This is a genomic window from Shewanella sp. ENK2, assembly GCF_043568515.1.
GTDB lineage: Bacteria > Pseudomonadota > Gammaproteobacteria > Enterobacterales > Shewanellaceae > Shewanella > Shewanella japonica.
Genome location: NZ_CP171406.1, coordinates 657,391 through 675,739 on the forward strand (window position 1 = coordinate 657,391; position 18,349 = coordinate 675,739).

Annotated in this window: 11 protein-coding genes and 1 pseudogene; 6 read left to right on the top strand and 6 right to left on the bottom strand. The window is 40.7% G+C overall.

Annotation, left to right across the window (positions count from 1 at the left end):
- The 6 genes and pseudogenes from ribE to glyA form a co-directional block, all read right to left on the bottom strand.
- Complete coding sequence (gene ribE / locus ACGEDC_RS03045) at positions 1-480, bottom strand: 6,7-dimethyl-8-ribityllumazine synthase (RefSeq protein ID WP_055023789.1); 480 nt, start codon at positions 478-480, stop codon at positions 1-3.
- A gap of 121 nt (positions 481-601) precedes the next feature.
- A complete protein-coding gene (gene ribBA, locus ACGEDC_RS03050) occupies positions 602-1,705 on the bottom strand; it encodes a bifunctional 3,4-dihydroxy-2-butanone-4-phosphate synthase/GTP cyclohydrolase II (protein WP_055023756.1) in 1,104 nt (367 codons plus the stop codon).
- 69 nt (positions 1,706-1,774) lie between these two features.
- Positions 1,775-2,431 carry a riboflavin synthase gene (locus ACGEDC_RS03055; RefSeq protein WP_394496356.1) on the bottom strand — a complete coding sequence of 219 codons (657 nt, stop codon included), beginning with the start codon at positions 2,429-2,431 and terminating at the stop codon, positions 1,775-1,777.
- A gap of 86 nt (positions 2,432-2,517) precedes the next feature.
- A pseudogene (ribD, locus tag ACGEDC_RS03060) lies at positions 2,518-3,656 on the bottom strand (bifunctional diaminohydroxyphosphoribosylaminopyrimidine deaminase/5-amino-6-(5-phosphoribosylamino)uracil reductase RibD).
- A 70-nt stretch (positions 3,657-3,726) separates the two neighbouring features.
- Positions 3,727-4,176 (bottom strand): transcriptional regulator NrdR, encoded by a 450-nt coding sequence (gene nrdR, locus ACGEDC_RS03065; protein WP_055023753.1) that lies wholly within the window; start codon positions 4,174-4,176, stop codon positions 3,727-3,729.
- Positions 4,177-4,352: 176 nt separating this feature from the next.
- Positions 4,353-5,609, bottom strand: a complete 1,257-nt coding sequence (gene glyA, locus ACGEDC_RS03070) for a serine hydroxymethyltransferase (protein ID WP_055023752.1) — start codon at positions 5,607-5,609, stop codon at positions 4,353-4,355.
- Between the two features lie 188 nt (positions 5,610-5,797).
- Here glyA and ettA point away from each other — a divergent pair, with 188 nt between their 5' ends.
- The 6 genes from ettA to ACGEDC_RS03100 all read left to right on the top strand — a co-directional run bounded on the left by ettA (position 5,798) and on the right by ACGEDC_RS03100 (position 18,331).
- Positions 5,798-7,465 (top strand): energy-dependent translational throttle protein EttA, encoded by a 1,668-nt coding sequence (ettA, locus tag ACGEDC_RS03075; RefSeq protein ID WP_065108633.1) that lies wholly within the window; start codon positions 5,798-5,800, stop codon positions 7,463-7,465.
- Positions 7,466-8,044: 579 nt separating this feature from the next.
- The gene (locus ACGEDC_RS03080) at positions 8,045-9,217 is read left to right on the top strand and encodes a hypothetical protein (RefSeq protein ID WP_080916371.1); all 1,173 of its coding nucleotides are present in this window, start codon (positions 8,045-8,047) and stop codon (positions 9,215-9,217) included.
- 293 nt (positions 9,218-9,510) lie between these two features.
- Positions 9,511-10,632: an efflux RND transporter periplasmic adaptor subunit gene (locus tag ACGEDC_RS03085; protein ID WP_394496360.1), complete on the top strand. Its 1,122-nt coding sequence runs from the start codon at positions 9,511-9,513 to the stop codon at positions 10,630-10,632.
- Positions 10,632-13,742, top strand: coding sequence for a multidrug efflux RND transporter permease subunit (locus tag ACGEDC_RS03090; RefSeq protein WP_394496362.1), 3,111 nt, complete (start codon positions 10,632-10,634; stop codon positions 13,740-13,742). Before ACGEDC_RS03085 ends, ACGEDC_RS03090 begins: the two co-directional genes overlap by 1 nt.
- A gap of 80 nt (positions 13,743-13,822) precedes the next feature.
- On the top strand, positions 13,823-14,296 hold the full coding sequence (locus tag ACGEDC_RS03095; RefSeq protein ID WP_394496364.1) for an NYN domain-containing protein: 474 nt from the start codon (positions 13,823-13,825) through the stop codon (positions 14,294-14,296).
- Positions 14,297-14,548: 252 nt separating this feature from the next.
- Entirely contained in the window at positions 14,549-18,331 is a 3,783-nt protein-coding gene (locus tag ACGEDC_RS03100) for an EAL domain-containing protein (RefSeq protein WP_394496366.1), read from the top strand.
- Positions 18,332-18,349: the final 18 nt, after the last annotated feature.

Below are 18,349 nucleotides of genomic sequence, written 5' to 3' on the forward strand. Positions count from 1 at the left end.
CTATACCAACTGTTGTTCTAATTCTTGCAGAACATTAACCATTTCAAGTAGGCCAAGGGCAGCTTCAGTACCTTTGTTACCTGCTTTAGTACCAGAGCGCTCAATTGCTTGCTCAATAGTATCTGTGGTTAACACGCCAAATGAAACAGGAATATCAAACTCTAAAGCAACTTGAGCTAGACCCTTGTTACACTCGCCTGCAACTAAATCAAAATGCGGAGTACCACCACGAATCACAGCACCAAGTGCAATGATACCGTCAAATTTCCCACAAGCAGCAACACGTCGTGCAGCCAGCGGTAATTCAACAGCGCCAGGAACACGAACAACAGTAATGTTGTCATCTTCAACCTGACCAAAACGTTTTAGTGTATCTATTGCGCCATCAAGCAGACTCTCAACTAAGAAACTATTGAAACGCGATACAACGATCGCCACTTTGGCATTTTTTGCTTCGATATTACCTTGAACTACGTTCATTATCTTACCTAAATTAGCTAAAGCACCCAGCTCTGGGCAAAAGTGGCGGTATAATACCACAGCAAAATGCCCTGAGTCCTGTGCAATTAATGATAAATGTTAACTTCACTAAATTAGTGAATTATTCTGCAATGTAATCAGTCACTTCTAAACCGAAGCCCGATAACGAATGATAATGTTTCGGCGAACTCAATAGCCTCATGGTGCTGACACCAAGACTTGAGAGTATTTGCGAACCGATGCCCACTTTACGTGAAGTGCCGACCCATTTCGCCGCTGTTGGTGCTTGACCTTTGTCTTCTGCTTCAAACGCTTTTACTTTGGCTAGCATCTCACTTGAATGCTCTTCATGGCCTAATAATACTAAAACACCACCTTCATTAGCGATGCGTTCCATCGCTTTTTCTAGTGGCCAGCTACGTTTTTGATCTCGCTCAGAGTGAAGCAAATCGTTAAATGTATTTTGCAAGTGCACACGGACTAAACAATCAGCTTTCACTTCACCTTTTACCAATGCATAGTGCAATTGATTATCAATGGTGTCTCTAAATGTCACCATAGTAAACTCACCAAAGCGTGTGGGTAGTTTACATTCTGCTTCACGCACAACAGTGGTTTCTTTGGTATTACGGTACTCAATTAAATCAGCAATTGTCCCCATTTTAATACCGTGTTTTTCACTAAACACTTCTAAATCAGGACAGCGTGCCATCGTGCCGTCATCATTTAAAATCTCAACGATCACACCTGAAGGCTCCAAACCTGCTAATCGAGCTAAATCGCAACCTGCTTCAGTGTGTCCAGCACGCGTTAATACGCCACCATCTTGTGCCATTAATGGGAAAATATGCCCAGGCTGAACTAAGTCAGCGGCTTTAGCATCTTTAGCAACAGCCGCCTGAACTGTAACAGCACGATCATGAGCTGAAATGCCTGTTGTTACACCTGTTGCAGCTTCAATTGATACAGTAAAGTTTGTCGAGAACTGTGCATTATTATTAGTTACCATTAAAGGTAAATTTAACTGCATACAGCGCTCTTTGGTCATCGTTTGGCAAATCAATCCACGACCATAGGTCGCCATAAAGTTAATTGCCTCAGGCGTCACCTTTTCGGCCGCCATGATAAGATCGCCTTCATTCTCTCTATCTTCATCGTCCATCAAGATAACCATTTTACCCTGACGAATATCTTCGATGATCTCTTCTATACTGTGTAGTGCCATGTTAAGACCTTTATGTTTAGTTTTTCTATATCAGCAACATAGGCTAAATATATTCGGGTATTCTATTTTCTATCGCATAAATCCGGCGTTGGCTAGCATTTCCATAGTGATGCCGCCTTCGGATTTTGTGACTTTTTCAGCGTTCATCAAGCGCTCTAAATAACGTGCAATTAAATCCACTTCAATATTAACCTTACTGCCGGCTTGCAAAGCCAACAAGGTCGTTTCTTCGGCTGTATGTGGCACAATCGTTAACCTAAAACGATGCCCATCAATTTCGTTAACTGTTAAGCTAACTCCGTCAATGGTTATTGAGCCTTTATGAGCGATATATCGAGATAAGTCTTCAGGTGCGAGTAACCAAAACTCGATGGCTTTTCCGCGCACATTTCGTTGCTCAACCCTTGCAATGCCATCAACATGCCCGCTTACCATATGGCCGCCTAAACGCGTCGTTGGCATCACCGCTTTTTCAAGGTTAACCTTTTGTCCGACTTTATAATCAGCAAAACCAGTTAGTGCGACAGTTTCAGCTGAAATATCTGCGACATAACCATCAGGTAGACATTGTACAACCGTTAAACACACACCATTGGTTGCAATACTATCTCCTAGTTTGACATCAGATAAATCCAAACTACCACTAGCTACATTTAAACGAATATCATCGCCTTTGCGATCAATTTTTCTTAATGTGCCTAGGGCTTCAATAATGCCGGTAAACATAAATACTCACTTGTTATCTTATTCAATATTATTTAACAGTGTTCGTTGCCTAATACCGTTTAAATAATGGCAAAAAATCTTGTTGCTTATAGAGCAAATATCATTCTTAGATCTGCACCGACTCGACGCGTATCGTTAAGTTGTATTTTAGGGATATCTGACATGGCTTGGTAATCATCAAGCTGGATTAAATTACGACCTTGGCTACCCAGTAACTTCATCGCTTGATATAAATACAATTCATCACCTAAGCCTTGTTTGATGACGCTACCCGCTAATGTTGCTCCAGCCTCTACGAGAACCGTATTGCATTGCTTACCTAAATAAGTAAATAACGCATGTAAATCAACGCGTCCATCATCATTTGCACCAATAGTGATACAACTAACATGATTGTTAAATCTTTCTCTCACTTCTGCGGGGTATTCCACACATGAAACCAACAGTATAGGAGACGCTATTTCAAACAGTGTAAAGTCATTTGTTAGCCTAGCTTTACTATCTAGAATAACCCTTAATGGTTGTTTGATTTCACTTTCTGCTAAATGCTCTTTTACACTGCCTAATTCTTCATAACGGACATTCATAGAAGGGTTGTCAGCAAGTACCGTTTCTACACCAGTAATAATGGCGCATTGTCGAGCTCGTAACTTTTGCACATCCGCTCGAGCTTCAGGTCCTGTAATCCATTTAGACACCCCATTAGACAATGCCGTTTTGCCATCAATACTGGCAGCTAGTTTAATGGTAACAAGTGGCAAGCCAGTGAGCATTCGCTTAGTAAACCCAAGATTAAGTTGTTTGGCTTGCTCGGTTAATAATCCGACTTCAACCTCAATTCCCGCTTCTTGTAGCATCCGAATACCATTACCTGCCACTTGCGGGTTGGCATCAACCTCAGCAATAACAACCCTTTTATCCCCGCATTTATTAACGCTAATGCACAAGGAGGAGTTCGGCCGTAATGACTGCAAGGCTCAAGGGTGACATAGGCAGTGGCTTGGCTTAATTTATCTTGCTGCTGATTGGTTTGTACTGAATTTAAAGCGTGAATTTCAGCGTGCGGGCCACCCGCTTTAATATGGTAACCTTGACCAATAATCTGCTCGCCAACGGCAATCACACAGCCTACGTTTGGATTAGGCCGAGTTGTATAACGTCCTTTTTCTGCTAATGAAATTGCCAGACTCATCATTGAAATATCAAGGATAGACCACTGAGACATAAAAACCTTCTTGATTGCACCAAAACGATAAAAAGCAATATTTTGCTAGCGGCAAGTAATGATAAAGCGGTTACTTTTGTAACTTAGCGATTGCTTCACCAAATTGAGACACATCTTCAAATGCACGGTAAACAGAAGCAAAGCGAATATAGGCAACTTTATCAAGCACCATTAACTGCTCCATCATTAAGTTACCGATCATAGCTGAGTCAATTTCTCGTTCGCCTGTCGCACGAAGCGTGGATTTTATTTTTGTTAATGCTTGCTCAATTTGATCCATAGAAACAGGGCGTTTTTCAACTGCTCTGAGCATACCACCACGAAGTTTCTCTTCATCAAATGGCTGACGAGTACCATCTTGTTTGATCACTCTAGGCATCACCAGCTCAGCACCTTCAAAGGTCGTAAAGCGTTCATGGCACTCTGTACATTCCCGGCGACGACGTACTTGGTGGCCATCAGCCACAAGTCGAGAGTCAATCACTTTAGTATCTGTCGCGCTACAAAATGGGCAATGCATATTCGCTCCTGAAATTAAAAAGAAAATGGCTGTAAGTACTCGGTACTTACAGCCATTAAAGTTTATCCTATTTACTTTATAAGGTTAACCTTATCGATAAGATTATCCTGCCAAGATAAATTGAATAAAGCCAGTCTTACTCAATCACGTTCCTGTTACAGAACACTTGAAAGGTATTAACCGTAAACAGGGAACTTAGCACATAATTCAAGCACTTGATTCTTCACACGCTCAATCGTGGCTTCATTATTAATATCGTCAAGTACATCACACATCCAGTTGGTTAATTCAACTGATTCAGTTTCAGTAAAACCACGACGTGTAATTGCAGGAGAACCAATACGTAAACCTGAAGTCACAAACGGTGAACGAGGATCATTTGGCACCGAGTTTTTGTTCACTGTGATGTTAGCTTTACCTAAGGCAGCATCAGCATCTTTACCAGTCATATCTTTGCTGATTAAATCAAGCAGGAATAAGTGGTTATCAGTACCGCCAGATACCACATCATAGCCACGCTCGATAAAGGTTTTAGCCATCACTTTAGCGTTAGCAACAACTTGCTCTTGGTAAGTCGTAAACTCTGGGTCTAATGCTTCTTTAAATGCAACTGCTTTAGCTGCAATAACGTGCATTAATGGACCACCTTGGCCGCCAGGGAATACTGCTGAATTTAATTTTTTATAGATATCTTCATCGTTTGATGCTGATAAAATTAATCCACCACGAGGACCAGCAAGTGTTTTGTGTGTCGTCGTTGTTACTACGTGTGCATGTGGTAACGGGTTCGGATAGATACCAGCAGCAACAAGACCTGCAACGTGGGCCATATCAACAAATAAGTAAGCACCTACTTTGTCAGCGATTTCGCGGAATTTACCCCAATCGATGATACCTGAGTATGCAGAGAAACCAGCAATAATCATTTTAGGCTTATGTTCAACAGCTAAACGCTCAACTTCTGCATAATCGATTTTGCCAGTCGTTTCATCAATACCGTACTGAACCGCATTGTATAATTTGCCTGAAAAGCTCACATGAGACCCGTGAGTCAAGTGACCACCGTGTGCCAGGCTCATGCCTAAAACGGTGTCACCACCTTGTAAAAGCGCCATGAAAACAGCTGAGTTTGCCTGAGAACCAGAATGCGGCTGAACGTTAGCGTATGTTGCGCCGAACAACTCTTTAGCACGTGAAATAGCTAATTCTTCAGCAATATCAACATGCTCACAACCACCATAGTAACGCTTACCAGGGTAACCTTCTGCGTACTTATTGGTTAACTGAGAACCTTGTGCTTCAAGAACACGTGGGCTGGTATAATTTTCTGATGCGATTAATTCAATGTGCTCTTCTTGGCGACGAGTCTCATCTTCAATGGCTTGAAACAGTTGTGGATCGTAATCCGCGATATTCATAGCTTTCTTTAGCATTGGTGTCTCCAACAGCAGTTCTTATATATAGGGTTGCGCGGTATTCTACTCTGCTCTGCGTCACAATCCCAGCATTTAGAACATGAATTTCATTGGAAATTATCTTTAATTTGATTAATCCAAAATTTGAGTTAAACAAAAAATAAAGTAGAATTATCATCATCATTGGTCACTAAAGAACCTTAAAAATGGCTCAATTTGTCTATAGTATGCTGCGGGTAGGAAAGATTGTTCCGCCTAAAAAACAAATCCTCAAAGATATTTCACTTAGTTTTTTCCCTGGCGCCAAAATTGGTGTACTTGGTTTAAATGGTTCTGGTAAATCAACTTTGCTAAAAATCATGGCAGGTTTAGATACCGAAATCGAAGGTGAAGCACGTCCGATGCAGGACCTAAAAATTGGTTACCTGCCACAAGAACCTAAGCTTGATGAATCACAAACAGTTCGTGAAGCAATTGAAGAAGCAGTCAGTGAGGCTAAGAATGCGCTGACTCGTCTAGATGAAGTTTACGCACTTTATGCTGAACCTGACGCCGACTTTGATGCATTAGCAAAAGAGCAAGGTGAACTTGAAGCAATTATTCAGTCTCAAGATGCTCATAACCTAGATGTTATTTTAGACCGAGCAGCTAACGCATTACGCTTACCTGATTGGGATGAAAAAATCGAAGTGCTATCAGGTGGTGAACGTCGCCGTGTCGCAATTTGTCGCTTACTACTTGAAAAACCAGACATGTTGTTACTTGACGAACCAACTAACCACTTGGATGCTGAATCTGTCGCGTGGCTTGAACGTTTCTTACAAGATTATACTGGCACCGTAGTTGCGATTACCCATGATAGATACTTCTTGGATAATGCTGCGGGTTGGATTTTAGAACTTGACCGTGGTGAAGGTATTCCTTGGGAAGGTAACTACTCATCTTGGCTTGAGCAAAAAGATGCACGTCTACAACAAGAGTCTGCAACTGAAAGCGCCCGCCAAAAAACCATTCAAAAAGAATTAGAATGGGTACGCCAAGGCAGTAAAGGTCGTCAATCGAAAGGCAAAGCCCGTATGGCTCGCTTTGAAGAATTGAACACCAACGACTATCAAAAGCGTAACGAAACTAATGAATTGTTCATTCCACCAGGGCCTCGTTTAGGTGACAAAGTAATTGAGGTTAATAACTTAACTAAGTCTTATGGTGATCGAGTGTTGATTGATGACTTAAGTTTCTCAATCCCTAAAGGTGCGATTGTCGGTATTATCGGTGCAAACGGTGCAGGTAAATCAACATTATTTAAAATGATTTCAGGCGCTGAACAACCTGATAGCGGCAGCATCGAAGTGGGTGAATCGGTACAAATTGCTTCGGTTGAGCAATTCCGTGATTCAATGAACGACAAGAATACCGTCTGGCAGGAAATCTCAGATGGACAAGATATCATGCGAATCAACAACACAGAGATCCCAAGTCGTGCTTACGTTGGGCGCTTTAACTTCCGTGGTGGCGATCAGCAAAAAATCATTGGTACCTTATCTGGTGGCGAACGTAACCGTGTTCATTTAGCCAAACTGCTACAAGCAGGTGGTAACGTACTCCTACTCGATGAACCAACCAATGACTTAGATGTTGAAACACTACGTGCGCTAGAAGAGGCGTTATTAGAGTTCCCTGGTTGTGCCATGGTTATTTCTCATGACCGTTGGTTCTTAGACAGAATCGCCACTCACATTTTAGATTATCGTGATGAAGGCCAAGTGAACTTCTATGAAGGAAACTACACTGAATACACGGCCTGGTTGAAAGAACATCTTGGCACTGAAGCCATTGAGCCACATCGTTTAAAATACAAGCGTATTGCTAAATAATCACAGGATTATCATTATCTGATTCAGAATAAAATTAATCACTTAATAATAGCCTTAGTCAGTTGATTGTATTGCCATTATAAAAGTCCTATTGATGGTGAAATTCGTTAATTCGAGTTTTCACTTTAAATAGGACTTTTTTATGTTTACCCGCCATTACTTTCACTAATCGCTAAAATGACCACTTACCTATAAAGGCAGTCATAAAAATGACGACTGTCTGAAAACCTGCAATTTGTTAAATTTCTAAATTCCTCATGGTTAACTTACTCTGTTGAGCTAATTCACTCGCGTTAACAACATAACTTACATAGCCAACAAAAACTTGGTTCTTTAAAGAACATTAACAATAACTTAAGAACAAGAGGATAAAGCAACATCAGGTATAATAAGGTAACAATATATCAGTCAAACCGCCCTACTGTTGGCTTGTTGTAAAAAAGCGTCAAAAAACCACAATCTATTTGTAAAGACAAATTAACTTAAGTACTATAAAATTATTGACGGATTATTTTACTGTTGACCAGTTGCTGTAGCACAAGGCTATGCACGAACAATTACACAAAAATGGAGGAATCAGTGAGATATAGTCGAATTACTTTTATTTTATTATGTTTTTATGCCAGCAGCTCATTTGGTTTAGAGATTATTTCGAGTAGCGAAACCCAAAAACTACAAGAAATTGAGCAAAAGTATAATATTGATGATTTACTCATTTCTGCCAACGATAAATTATCAACGCACAAAAAGAAAGAATCAGATTTTCACGCCTTAAGTGTTGAGATTAAAAGCAAGCAAACTGAATATGAACATTTGGTTTCTAAGTTACCAGCTAAAATCTTGTCACGCGCTAACCTAAGTTCTTTTTACCGTGATTTAGAAAATCTTGTCCTTAAAATAGATCAACTTGAAACCAAGTATGATATCGACGGTAAATCCCTTAAGAGAGAATACAAATCGATAATGGCAGAATATGATGTCATTAATGAAACTCGCACAAACAAAGATGAGCAACTAGCCGCACTTAAAAGTGAAATCACCAAGCGTGTTATTGCTGACGTTTCAAAAGCTGACACGGTTCAATCAGTTGATTTAGATGGTTCAACCTTATGTAGTAAATTTCAGTCAATTAACGATTGTTTGAAAGATTCAGAAAGCTACATTGTGACTAATACAATCAAAACTGATCCTTTTTTGAATGAGCGCAGTGTTTTACTTTCATATGACGTCATCGACGCCAGTATGAATATGTCAGGCAACTTAAACTATAAAATTAAGATGGCATTCAAACCTTCATATAACAGTAAAATTGACTCACTGATTAATGAAGAACTAGGCCTTAAATCAGCCATGATTACATTAGTTAGTAATGTCGCCGCTGATTGGTTTGTCGATGGTGTTAAAGTTGGGACTGGTCGTGAAATTTTTCATGAAGTGCCATTAGGTCAACACGGTATTTTGGCTTCTTACCAAACGAAAGATAAGTCGAGTGTTGAGTTCATTCAAGGCAATGGTGTTTTCAACTATAACTTTAACGAAACATCTCGTAATAATGACTTAGTGACATTGCCACAGACCGAAAAAACCAAAAAGCAAACCATGAAAATGAAACCTAAGCAAGCGAATGTCGCTGCTAAAGATAAGCCTCAAATGAGCCTATCAAACAAGAGCTACGAATATTTCATGGGAATTGAAGCATCGACTAAAGAGCAAAATGAAAGCTTTAATGGAACACCTTCAGCAAAACTGTAGCGTCTCATATTAGAATAAAAAACCACTTAGTATGACTAAGTGGTTTTTTTGTTTTCTAGCATACCAATTTAAAGAATCAACCTGCTTTACTGTATCTTCCCTCTGGTAACTGTTAAAAAATTGATACCGACTTAGACACGAGTTCACAACTCAGATCCAATAACTAAACACTAATGTTATCAGCATGTTTTGTTACAGTCTTATCTGCTACGCTTTACATTCCTTTACCCTTATATGCTGCTTTTTTTATTAAAATAGCGCCACATCAGCATAGGCATTTTTAGAGTTCATCAATGAAAAAATTAGCATTCCTTATTATTGTTTGTGGCGTTATGGCTGCCGCTTTTTCATTTAGTTGTATTAGCCAAGCCAGTAAATCTAAACCCGATAGCAACAATAAACCGCAAAGAACTGTTCCTGTGGTAACAGGCATTGTTGATCAACATGAGTTATCACAATCGTTATCATTGATTGGCAAATTAGATGCTGAACAGTCCGTGTTTATTTCCTCACAGGTTGCAGGCCAAATCAGTGATATTCTCATTAAACCAGATCAAGACATTAAAGCGGGTCAAACTATTGTTCAGCTTGATAATGCGAAAGCTAAAGCCGCAACAGCAGAGGCTGCAGCCTACCTTGCTGATGAACAAAGAAAATTGAAAGAGTTTTTAAAGCTAATCAAAAGTAATGCCATTACCCAAACTGAAATTGATGCCCAACGCGCTAATGTCGATATGGCTCAAGCTCGCCTTGCCTCCGCTCAAGCCGATCTAAACTACCACACACTTAAAGCTCCATTTTCAGGCTCAGCAGGATTAATTGATTTTAGTGTTGGTAAGATGATTTCGGTTGGTACTGAATTGCTTGCTTTTGACGATCTATCTAGCATGAGACTTGATCTACAAGTACCTGAGCATTACTTATCGTTACTTTCAAATGGCATGGCCGTTAATGCGCAAAGTCGTGCTTGGCCTGATCAAGTATTTACAGGCAAAATCATTGCCATCGACTCTCGCATCAATCAAGACACCTTAAACTTACGGGTGAGAGTACAGTTTGATAACCCCGAAAACCGTTTAAAGCCAGGTATGATGATGGCTGCAGTACTTAACTTCCCTGCAGTTTCTGAACCTGTCATTCCAGTTCAAGCAATTGAATACTCTGGCACAAAGCGTTTTGTGTATATCATCAACGAAGACAACATAGCAAAACGCACTGAAGTGACACTGGGCGCACGTATTGACAACGAAGTGTTAATTTCTAACGGCTTAAATATTGGTGACCATGTTGTAGTTCAAGGGTTAGTTAACATGCGTGATGGGGTATTAGTGGATGTGCTTGAACAGCAAAATACAGCTGAGCGCCTAGCCAATGAAAACACAGCAGAAGAAAGTAACCAGCAGGAGAAAAGCTAATGTGGCTTTCTGATGTTTCAGTCAAGCGTCCTGTTGTCGCTATTGTACTCAGCTTATTATTGGGTGTATTTGGCCTAGTCTCACTGTCAAAACTGTCGATTCGAGAAATGCCGGATGTTGAAAATCCGGTAGTCACGGTAATGACCACTTATAGTGGCGCTTCAGCCACTATTATGGAAAGCCAAATTACCACCACGATTGAAGATGAGTTAACGGGTATTAGTGGTGTTGATGAAATTGAATCTGTCACTCGTAATGGTATGTCCCGCATTACAGTCACATTTTTACTTGGCTGGGATTTAACAGAAGGCGTGAGTGATGTGCGTGATGCTGTAGCGAGAGCTCAGCGCCGCCTTCCAGATGAAGCTGACGATCCTGTAGTATCTAAAGACAATGGCTCAGGCGAGCCGTCTATTTATGTCAACCTGAGTTCATCAACGATGGACCGAACTCAGCTCACCGATTACTCCCAACGAGTATTAGAAGATCGTTTTAACTTGATCACAGGAGTCAGCTCAATTTCCATCACGGGCGGACTTTACAAAGTCATGTATGTTCAATTAAAACCTGAACTCATGGCAGGACGTAATGTGTCGGCCAACGACATCGTATCAGCACTAAAAACTGAAAACGTTGAAACGCCTGGCGGCGAAGTTCGTAACGACACTACGGTTATGACTGTTCGTACAGCAAGACTCTATAACCACCCAGAGGACTTTGACTACTTAGTCGTTCGTACTGCCGACGATGGCACACCTGTTTACCTAAAAGATGTCGCGGATGTATTCATCGGTGCAGAGAACGAGAACTCAACCTTTAAAAGTGATGGCGTTGCTAACCTTTCTTTGGGCATTGTGGCCCAATCTGATGCGAACCCATTAGATGTCGCAAAATGGGTTCATCAAGAAGTCGATAGAATCCAAGACTTCTTACCTGATGGTACGGCGCTCGTGGTCGATTATGACTCTACCATTTTCATTTCTCGCTCAATCGATGAGGTCTATAACACCTTAATTATCACTGCAGTATTAGTGATATTGGTGCTGTATATTTTTATCGGCCAAGTCCGTGCGACGTTAATTCCTGCGGTGACAGTGCCTGTATCGTTAATTGCGGCATTTATTGCAGCTAACTCATTCGGTTTTTCAATTAACCTTCTCACATTGATGGCGCTGATCCTAGCCATCGGACTGGTTGTTGATGACGCTATTGTGGTCGTTGAAAATATTTTCCATCACATTGAAAAAGGTGAACCTCCTTTGCTTGCTGCCTACAAAGGAGCTCGCGAGGTTGGCTTTGCAGTTGTCGCCACTACTGCAGTATTAGTCATGGTGTTTTTACCCATTTCATTTATGGAAGGCATGGTTGGATTACTGTTTACTGAGTTCTCGGTAATGCTTGCAATGTCGGTGTTATTTTCATCGCTTATTGCATTAACGCTTACCCCCGTACTCGGTAGTAAATTGCTAAAAGCCAATGTAAAGCCTAACCGTTTTAACTTATGGATAGACGGGTTATTTGATGCACTAGAAACACAATACCGCCGTGTCGTGAGTAAAGCTGTGCAATTCCGTATGGCTGCACCATTGGTTATTGTTGCGTGCGTGGCTGGTAGTGGCTGGTTGTTAAATCAAGTACCTGCTCAATTAGCCCCTCAGGAAGATCGAGGCGTTATTTTTGCCTTCATTAAAGGCGCCGAAGGCACTAGCTACAATCGCATGTCTGCCAATATGGAAATCGTTGAGCAGCGACTATTACCTATGCTAGGTGATGGCGTTATAAAATCATTTAGTATTCAAGCACCGGCATTTGGCGGCCGAGCTGGCGATCAGACTGGTTTTGTTATTATTCAGCTGGAAGAATGGCAAGACAGGAATATTAATGCACAGCAAGCGTTAGGGATAGTCGCAAAAGCACTAGAAGGCATCCCTGACGTCATGGTACGCCCAATGTTGCCAGGCTTTAGAGGTAAATCAAGTGAGCCAGTACAGTTTGTATTAGGTGGCTCCGATTATGAAGAGCTGTTTGATTGGGCGCAAAAACTACAACAAGAAGCGGATTTAAGCCCGATATTAGAAGGGGCTGATCTTGATTATGCCGAAACAACCCCAGAACTATTAGTTAGTGTCGATCGTGAGCGTGCAGCAGAACTTGGCGTGAGTGTCACTGAAGTTTCAGACACCTTAGAAATCATGCTTGGCGGTCGCAGCGAAACCACCTTTATTGAGCGTGGCGAAGAGTATGATGTGTACCTACGAGGCGATGAAAACAGCTTTAACAGTGTCGCCGATTTAAGTCAGATATATATGCGCACTTCAAAGGGCGACCTTATCACGTTAGATACCATCACCCGAATTGATGAAGTGGCTTCAGCGCAAAAACTTAGCCATTTGAATAAACAAAAGTCCATCAGCTTAAAAGCCAATTTAGGCGAAGGATATACCTTAGGTGAAGCATTAGATTTTCTCGATGCGAAAGCCATTGAAATGCTGCCAAGCGATATCACCATTTCATATACCGGCGAGTCAAAAGACTTTAAGGAAAACCAGAGTAGCGTTTTCATCGTGTTTGGTCTTGCGTTATTAGTTGCATACTTAGTACTTGCTGCTCAGTTTGAAAGCTTTATCAATCCGTTGGTCGTTATGTTTACTGTACCCATGGGTATATTCGGCGGATTCCTTGGGCTGTATTTCACCGGCCAAGGGCTCAACATTTATAGCCAAATTGGCATGATCATGCTAATTGGTATGGTTACCAAAAACGGCATTTTAATTGTTGAGTTTGCTAATCAGTTGCGTGATAAAGGGCTCTCTCTCGAACAAGCAATTATCGATGCCTCAGCCAGACGTTTAAGACCGATTCTCATGACGGCCTTCACCACTTTAATTGGAGCAATCCCATTAATATTATCGACAGGTGCAGGTTCAGAAAGTCGCATCGCTGTCGGTACGGTAGTGTTCTTTGGGATGGCATTTGCTACTCTAGTGACACTCTTAGTCATCCCAGCTATGTATCGACTCATATCAGGGGCAACAAAGTCGCCTGGCTTTGTGGAGCAACAACTTAATTTGGCTATTGAGCAGCAAAAAGCAAGCGCCAGCAAATCATAGTTAGCTCTAAGGGTTTAGCCTACCTTGGCTAAACCCTGCTTGAACAAGTTAAATTAATTAAAATGGATAATAGGTGTCACATGGAAAAAGTTGCCGTATTTGTTGATGTGCAGAACATCTATTACACATGTAAACAAGCCTTTGGGCGTTCATTTAACTATCGAGCCTTATTCCAAAACCTCAATTATACAACTCAAATTAAATATGCCATTGCCTATGCCATCGCTCCGGCGGACGATGGCCAGGTTAAGTTTCAAGATGCACTTAAACATATTGGTTTTGAAGTTAAACTCAAACCTTATATTCAAAGAAGTGATGGCAGCGCCAAAGGTGACTGGGATGTCGGTATTACCATCGATGTTTTAGACTATGCCGAGCAAGTAGATAAAGTCATTTTGCTTTCTGGTGACGGTGACTTTGACTTACTGATGGCAAAAGTAGCGCAAAAATTTAACTGTAAAACCGAAGTCATTAGCGTGACAGAGTTAACCGCTAAATCTTTATTAGATGTGATTTCCCATCATACCCCTATCGATAAGCAGCTTTTAATTTAGCTCTAACACTCCTCCAACCAAACCTGCTTAAACGCACTTATGTAGCACAAAGAACAGTCTAAGCAGGCCAAAGTCTTTACAATCCGCTGCTAATTCGAGCAATAATACATTTCAACAAACTATTTCCTCAAGAAACGTAACGATTGCCGATACAAAGTCACACAAGAAGTATTGTTTTACCGCATTACATACGTTTACAAAATTGGTTAAAATGCGTAACGATATAATAACCACATAAAATAAGGGCTTTAAATGTTATCAGCGTTAAAACATCTGCTTTTATTCTCTATTGTGGCTATTTTTTTTGCTGTTTCTCTGTCACCCCAAAACGCTCAGGCTGAGCAATTTCAGCTGGAAACCCTTACGATTAGTGATGGCCTGCCGTCCTCTAGCATTACCACGTTGTATCAACAACGTGATGGATTTATTTGGTTTGGTACCGATACTGGAGCCAGTCGCTATGATGGGGTTAACTTTACCAATTTTCAGTTCTCTGAATCTGACAAGACCCACATATCCAACAACTACATCACCAAAATCCATGAAGATCGTAGTGGCAATATTTGGATAGCTACCGAAGATGGCTTAAACCAGTTAACCCAAGACAATGAAATCATCATTCATAACATGATTTCCACCCAGTCCAGTTTAGGTTCGAGTTGGATCATAGAAATTTATGAACAAGAAAATGGCTTACTATGGTTTGGCACCGGTTCAGGACTAACCCAATATAACCCGCAAAACAAACAGTTCACTGCCTACTCATTATTTGATGAAAATCAAGTATACGAAACCTCAGTCAGCGGAGTTTTTAGCGATCACAATGGCACTATTTGGGTCGTCACTGACTACGGCTTAGCCACACTCAACACCCAATCGGATCAACTCGAAATAGTGAAGTTTGAAGGCGAACTTGCAAAGCAACTAGACCCGGTCATGTTCTATGGCGCCAAAAAAGCCAAGAATGGTGAAATATGGCTCGGTAGCTATCGAAATGGATTATTCAAACTCAACTTAGAAACTCGCAGCATCTACAATATCCATTTCAACAAGGATAACCCGAGTAATCAGCAGCTCCCATCCAATCACATTCAAAGCTTCACCTTTAAAGACGACAACACGCTGTGGGTAACACACGGTAAAGGCGCTAGCCGCATTACATTAGACACCATGAGCTTTTCACACCTGACTCATGAGGCATTTAACCCTAATTCGATGCCAAGTGATTATGTCCCGATAGTAATGGTTGATCAGTCTGGTGGGGTTTGGTTTGGTACCGGTAATGGCGCATCGCTGTATTCTAATTTTAAACAAGGAACACGTTTATACAGACCAAAACCGATTAGCTCTGAATTATCCGGAAATATGGTCTATTGGTTCGATTTTGATAAAGATAACAATACTTGGATAAGCACGACAAAAGGTATAGATAAACTAAGGTTAAATAAAGATTTAATCTCTTTGCAGCCTATTTCTGAGTTAACCCCTTCAATGATTTATAGTGCAACAATCGATGACTCCAATACCATGTGGATTTCCCAAGCAGATGGTTTGACAGTATATGATATTGATACAGAACGTTTACGCCACTTCAGTAATGCTAAAGATAACCCTCATGGTTTGCCTGAAAGCGAATTTTATTTAGCACTGCCTGATAATCATGGTAACGCATGGATCACAGGCTACCTTGATGTAGGGCTCATTTTATTTAACCCTGACAAAGGGATACTAAAGCAGCTACTGCATCACAATGATAATTCTTATGCCGCGGGTGGAAACTTCACCTTTGATAAGCAGCTTCTCCATAATGGCGAGCTATGGCTAGCGACAACCAATGCTATATACCGAGTCAATACACAAACCTACGAAGTCAAACACCTTCCTTTAGGTAGTGAAGCGCAAAATATTCGTACCGTTAAAATATATCAAGATGAGAACAATACTGTTTGGGTCGCAAGCCAAGGTCTAGGCCTGGTCAAAATTGAAGTGAGTGACTTCTGGAGTGACGATTTACAACTTGAGTATATTACTAAAGAAGATGGTTTAGCTTCGAATACTCTTAAAGGTGTCACAGGCGATGGTCAAGGGCATTTGTGGATCACGACACAATCTAAATTCGCCAAGATGCACATCGAAACTCAAAAAATCACTAAATTTCCTAGTGCTATCAATCACAAAGATAGCTCTTTTTCAGATGCTGCCATCGCATTTCAAAAAGATGAGTTGTATATAGGTACAAACAACGGTGCCTTTAAAATTGATACACGAGCAATTAAAAGTAACCAATTTTCCCCACAGGTTCATATAACATCGGCATTAATTGCCAATGAAGAATACATCCACTTAAACAGTAACCATAGTATTGATGCATTGACCTTAGACTATGAACAAAATATGGTGCAATTTTCATTCGCTGCACTGGATTTTAATGCGCCGCAAAAAAACCAATATCGATATAAACTGCATGGCTTTGATGAACGCTGGATATACTCGCAAAACATTTCCACAGCAACCTATACCAACCTTCATGCAGGTGATTATCGTTTTGTCGTGCAAGGCAGTAATAGCGATGGTATTTGGAGTCCGTTAATTGCAGAGCTTTCATTCACCATTAAAAAACCCTGGTGGTATTTTGCCATCATTAGTTTAGTACTGGTGTGTGCGTTATTGACCTTTTTATTTTTGTTAACCCGTTATCAAAAAGTCACAGAGTTGAAAAACCGAGCTAATTTCGACACGTTAACAGGCTTATCAAATCGATTCCGTTTTAATACTGTACTTGAAGCCACTGTGAATCAAAAACATCAGAATGCTGCGGTTGCTTTTATCGACCTTGATTACTTCAAGGAAGTCAACGACTCTATGGGACACGACATAGGTGATGAGCTGATTATTCAAGTGAGCAAACGTCTATCATCAAACCTCAAAAGTGATGACCTATTAGCCCGCTTAGGCGGTGATGAGTTTGCAATTATTCTTCGAAATCCGGGCGAGCTTTCACAGCTAGTGAATATCATTGAACGCCTAAGATTAGCAATTAACACAGGCTATCAAATACAGGAACATTGGATTAAGAGCTCTGCCAGTATTGGGGTTGCTTGCTACCCTGAAGATGGTCTGGATGCAAAGACGTTACTAAAACATGCCGATACCGCCATGTATGCGGCTAAACAAGCAGGACGCAATAGCGCCTACTTTTTTAATGAAGCACTGTCAGTCGCCTTACAAGAAAAAATTTCGATTAAACAACAGCTTCAACATGCATTAACCAATGATGAGTTTGAGTTGTATTATCAGCCTAAAATTTGCCTTAAAACAGGCAATATCCGTTCATTTGAAGCATTGCTGCGCTGGTTCCACCCCGACAAAGGTTTGATACCACCCGATAAGTTTATTCCAGAAGCTGAAAGTAATGGTCAAATCATTGAAATTGGTTATTGGGTTATTAAACAGGCTTGTATCACGGCAAATCAATGGCACCAAGAAGGCTTGCTCAAAGGGACTGTGTCGGTCAATATCTCCCCTGTGCAGTTATCTCAGCCAGATATTAGCGAAAAAATCGAAGCCATATTAGTGGAAACCGGTTTCCCTGCAGAGAAGCTGGAACTGGAAATTACCGAATCACTTTTGATTGAGAATGTTGAAACCGCTAAAAAGGTGCTAAACCAATTACATGATTTAAAAATCAGACTCAGTTTAGATGACTTTGGTAAAGGGTATTCATCCTTAAATTACCTCACCCGATTCCCATTAAATACCTTAAAAATCGACAAAGGTTTTATCGATAGCTTTTTAGATAATGAAGCCGCAAAAGCGGTCTTAAAAAACATTATTAATTTAGGTAATGACCTAAAAATGCAAATTGTCGCAGAAGGGATTGAAACTGAAATGCAATTAATTAAACTCATTCAGTACCAGTGTCATACAGGTCAAGGTTACATTTTCAGCCCAGCGGTAAATACCCAAAGTGCTTATAAGATGCTAACGGGTGAAACGGTATTACTGCCTAAATTTATGCAAAACAAAGTTGGCTAAATAAGCATTTTCAACGGT

Bases quoted from the DNA above. Each gene is read 5' to 3' on its own strand.
- ACGEDC_RS03095 (WP_394496364.1), top strand. From the start codon at position 13,823: ATGGAAAAAGTTGCCGTATTTGTTGATGTGCAGAACATCTATTACACA.
- ACGEDC_RS03100 (WP_394496366.1), top strand. From the start codon at position 14,549: ATGTTATCAGCGTTAAAACATCTGCTTTTATTCTCTATTGTGGCTATT.
- nrdR (WP_055023753.1), bottom strand. From the start codon at position 4,176: ATGCATTGCCCATTTTGTAGCGCGACAGATACTAAAGTGATTGACTCT.
- ACGEDC_RS03085 (WP_394496360.1), top strand. From the start codon at position 9,511: ATGAAAAAATTAGCATTCCTTATTATTGTTTGTGGCGTTATGGCTGCC.
- ribE (WP_055023789.1), bottom strand. From the start codon at position 480: ATGAACGTAGTTCAAGGTAATATCGAAGCAAAAAATGCCAAAGTGGCG.
- glyA (WP_055023752.1), bottom strand. From the start codon at position 5,609: ATGCTAAAGAAAGCTATGAATATCGCGGATTACGATCCACAACTGTTT.
- ACGEDC_RS03090 (WP_394496362.1), top strand. From the start codon at position 10,632: ATGTGGCTTTCTGATGTTTCAGTCAAGCGTCCTGTTGTCGCTATTGTA.
- ribBA (WP_055023756.1), bottom strand. From the start codon at position 1,705: ATGGCACTACACAGTATAGAAGAGATCATCGAAGATATTCGTCAGGGT.
- ettA (WP_065108633.1), top strand. From the start codon at position 5,798: ATGGCTCAATTTGTCTATAGTATGCTGCGGGTAGGAAAGATTGTTCCG.
- ACGEDC_RS03055 (WP_394496356.1), bottom strand. From the start codon at position 2,431: ATGTTTACCGGCATTATTGAAGCCCTAGGCACATTAAGAAAAATTGAT.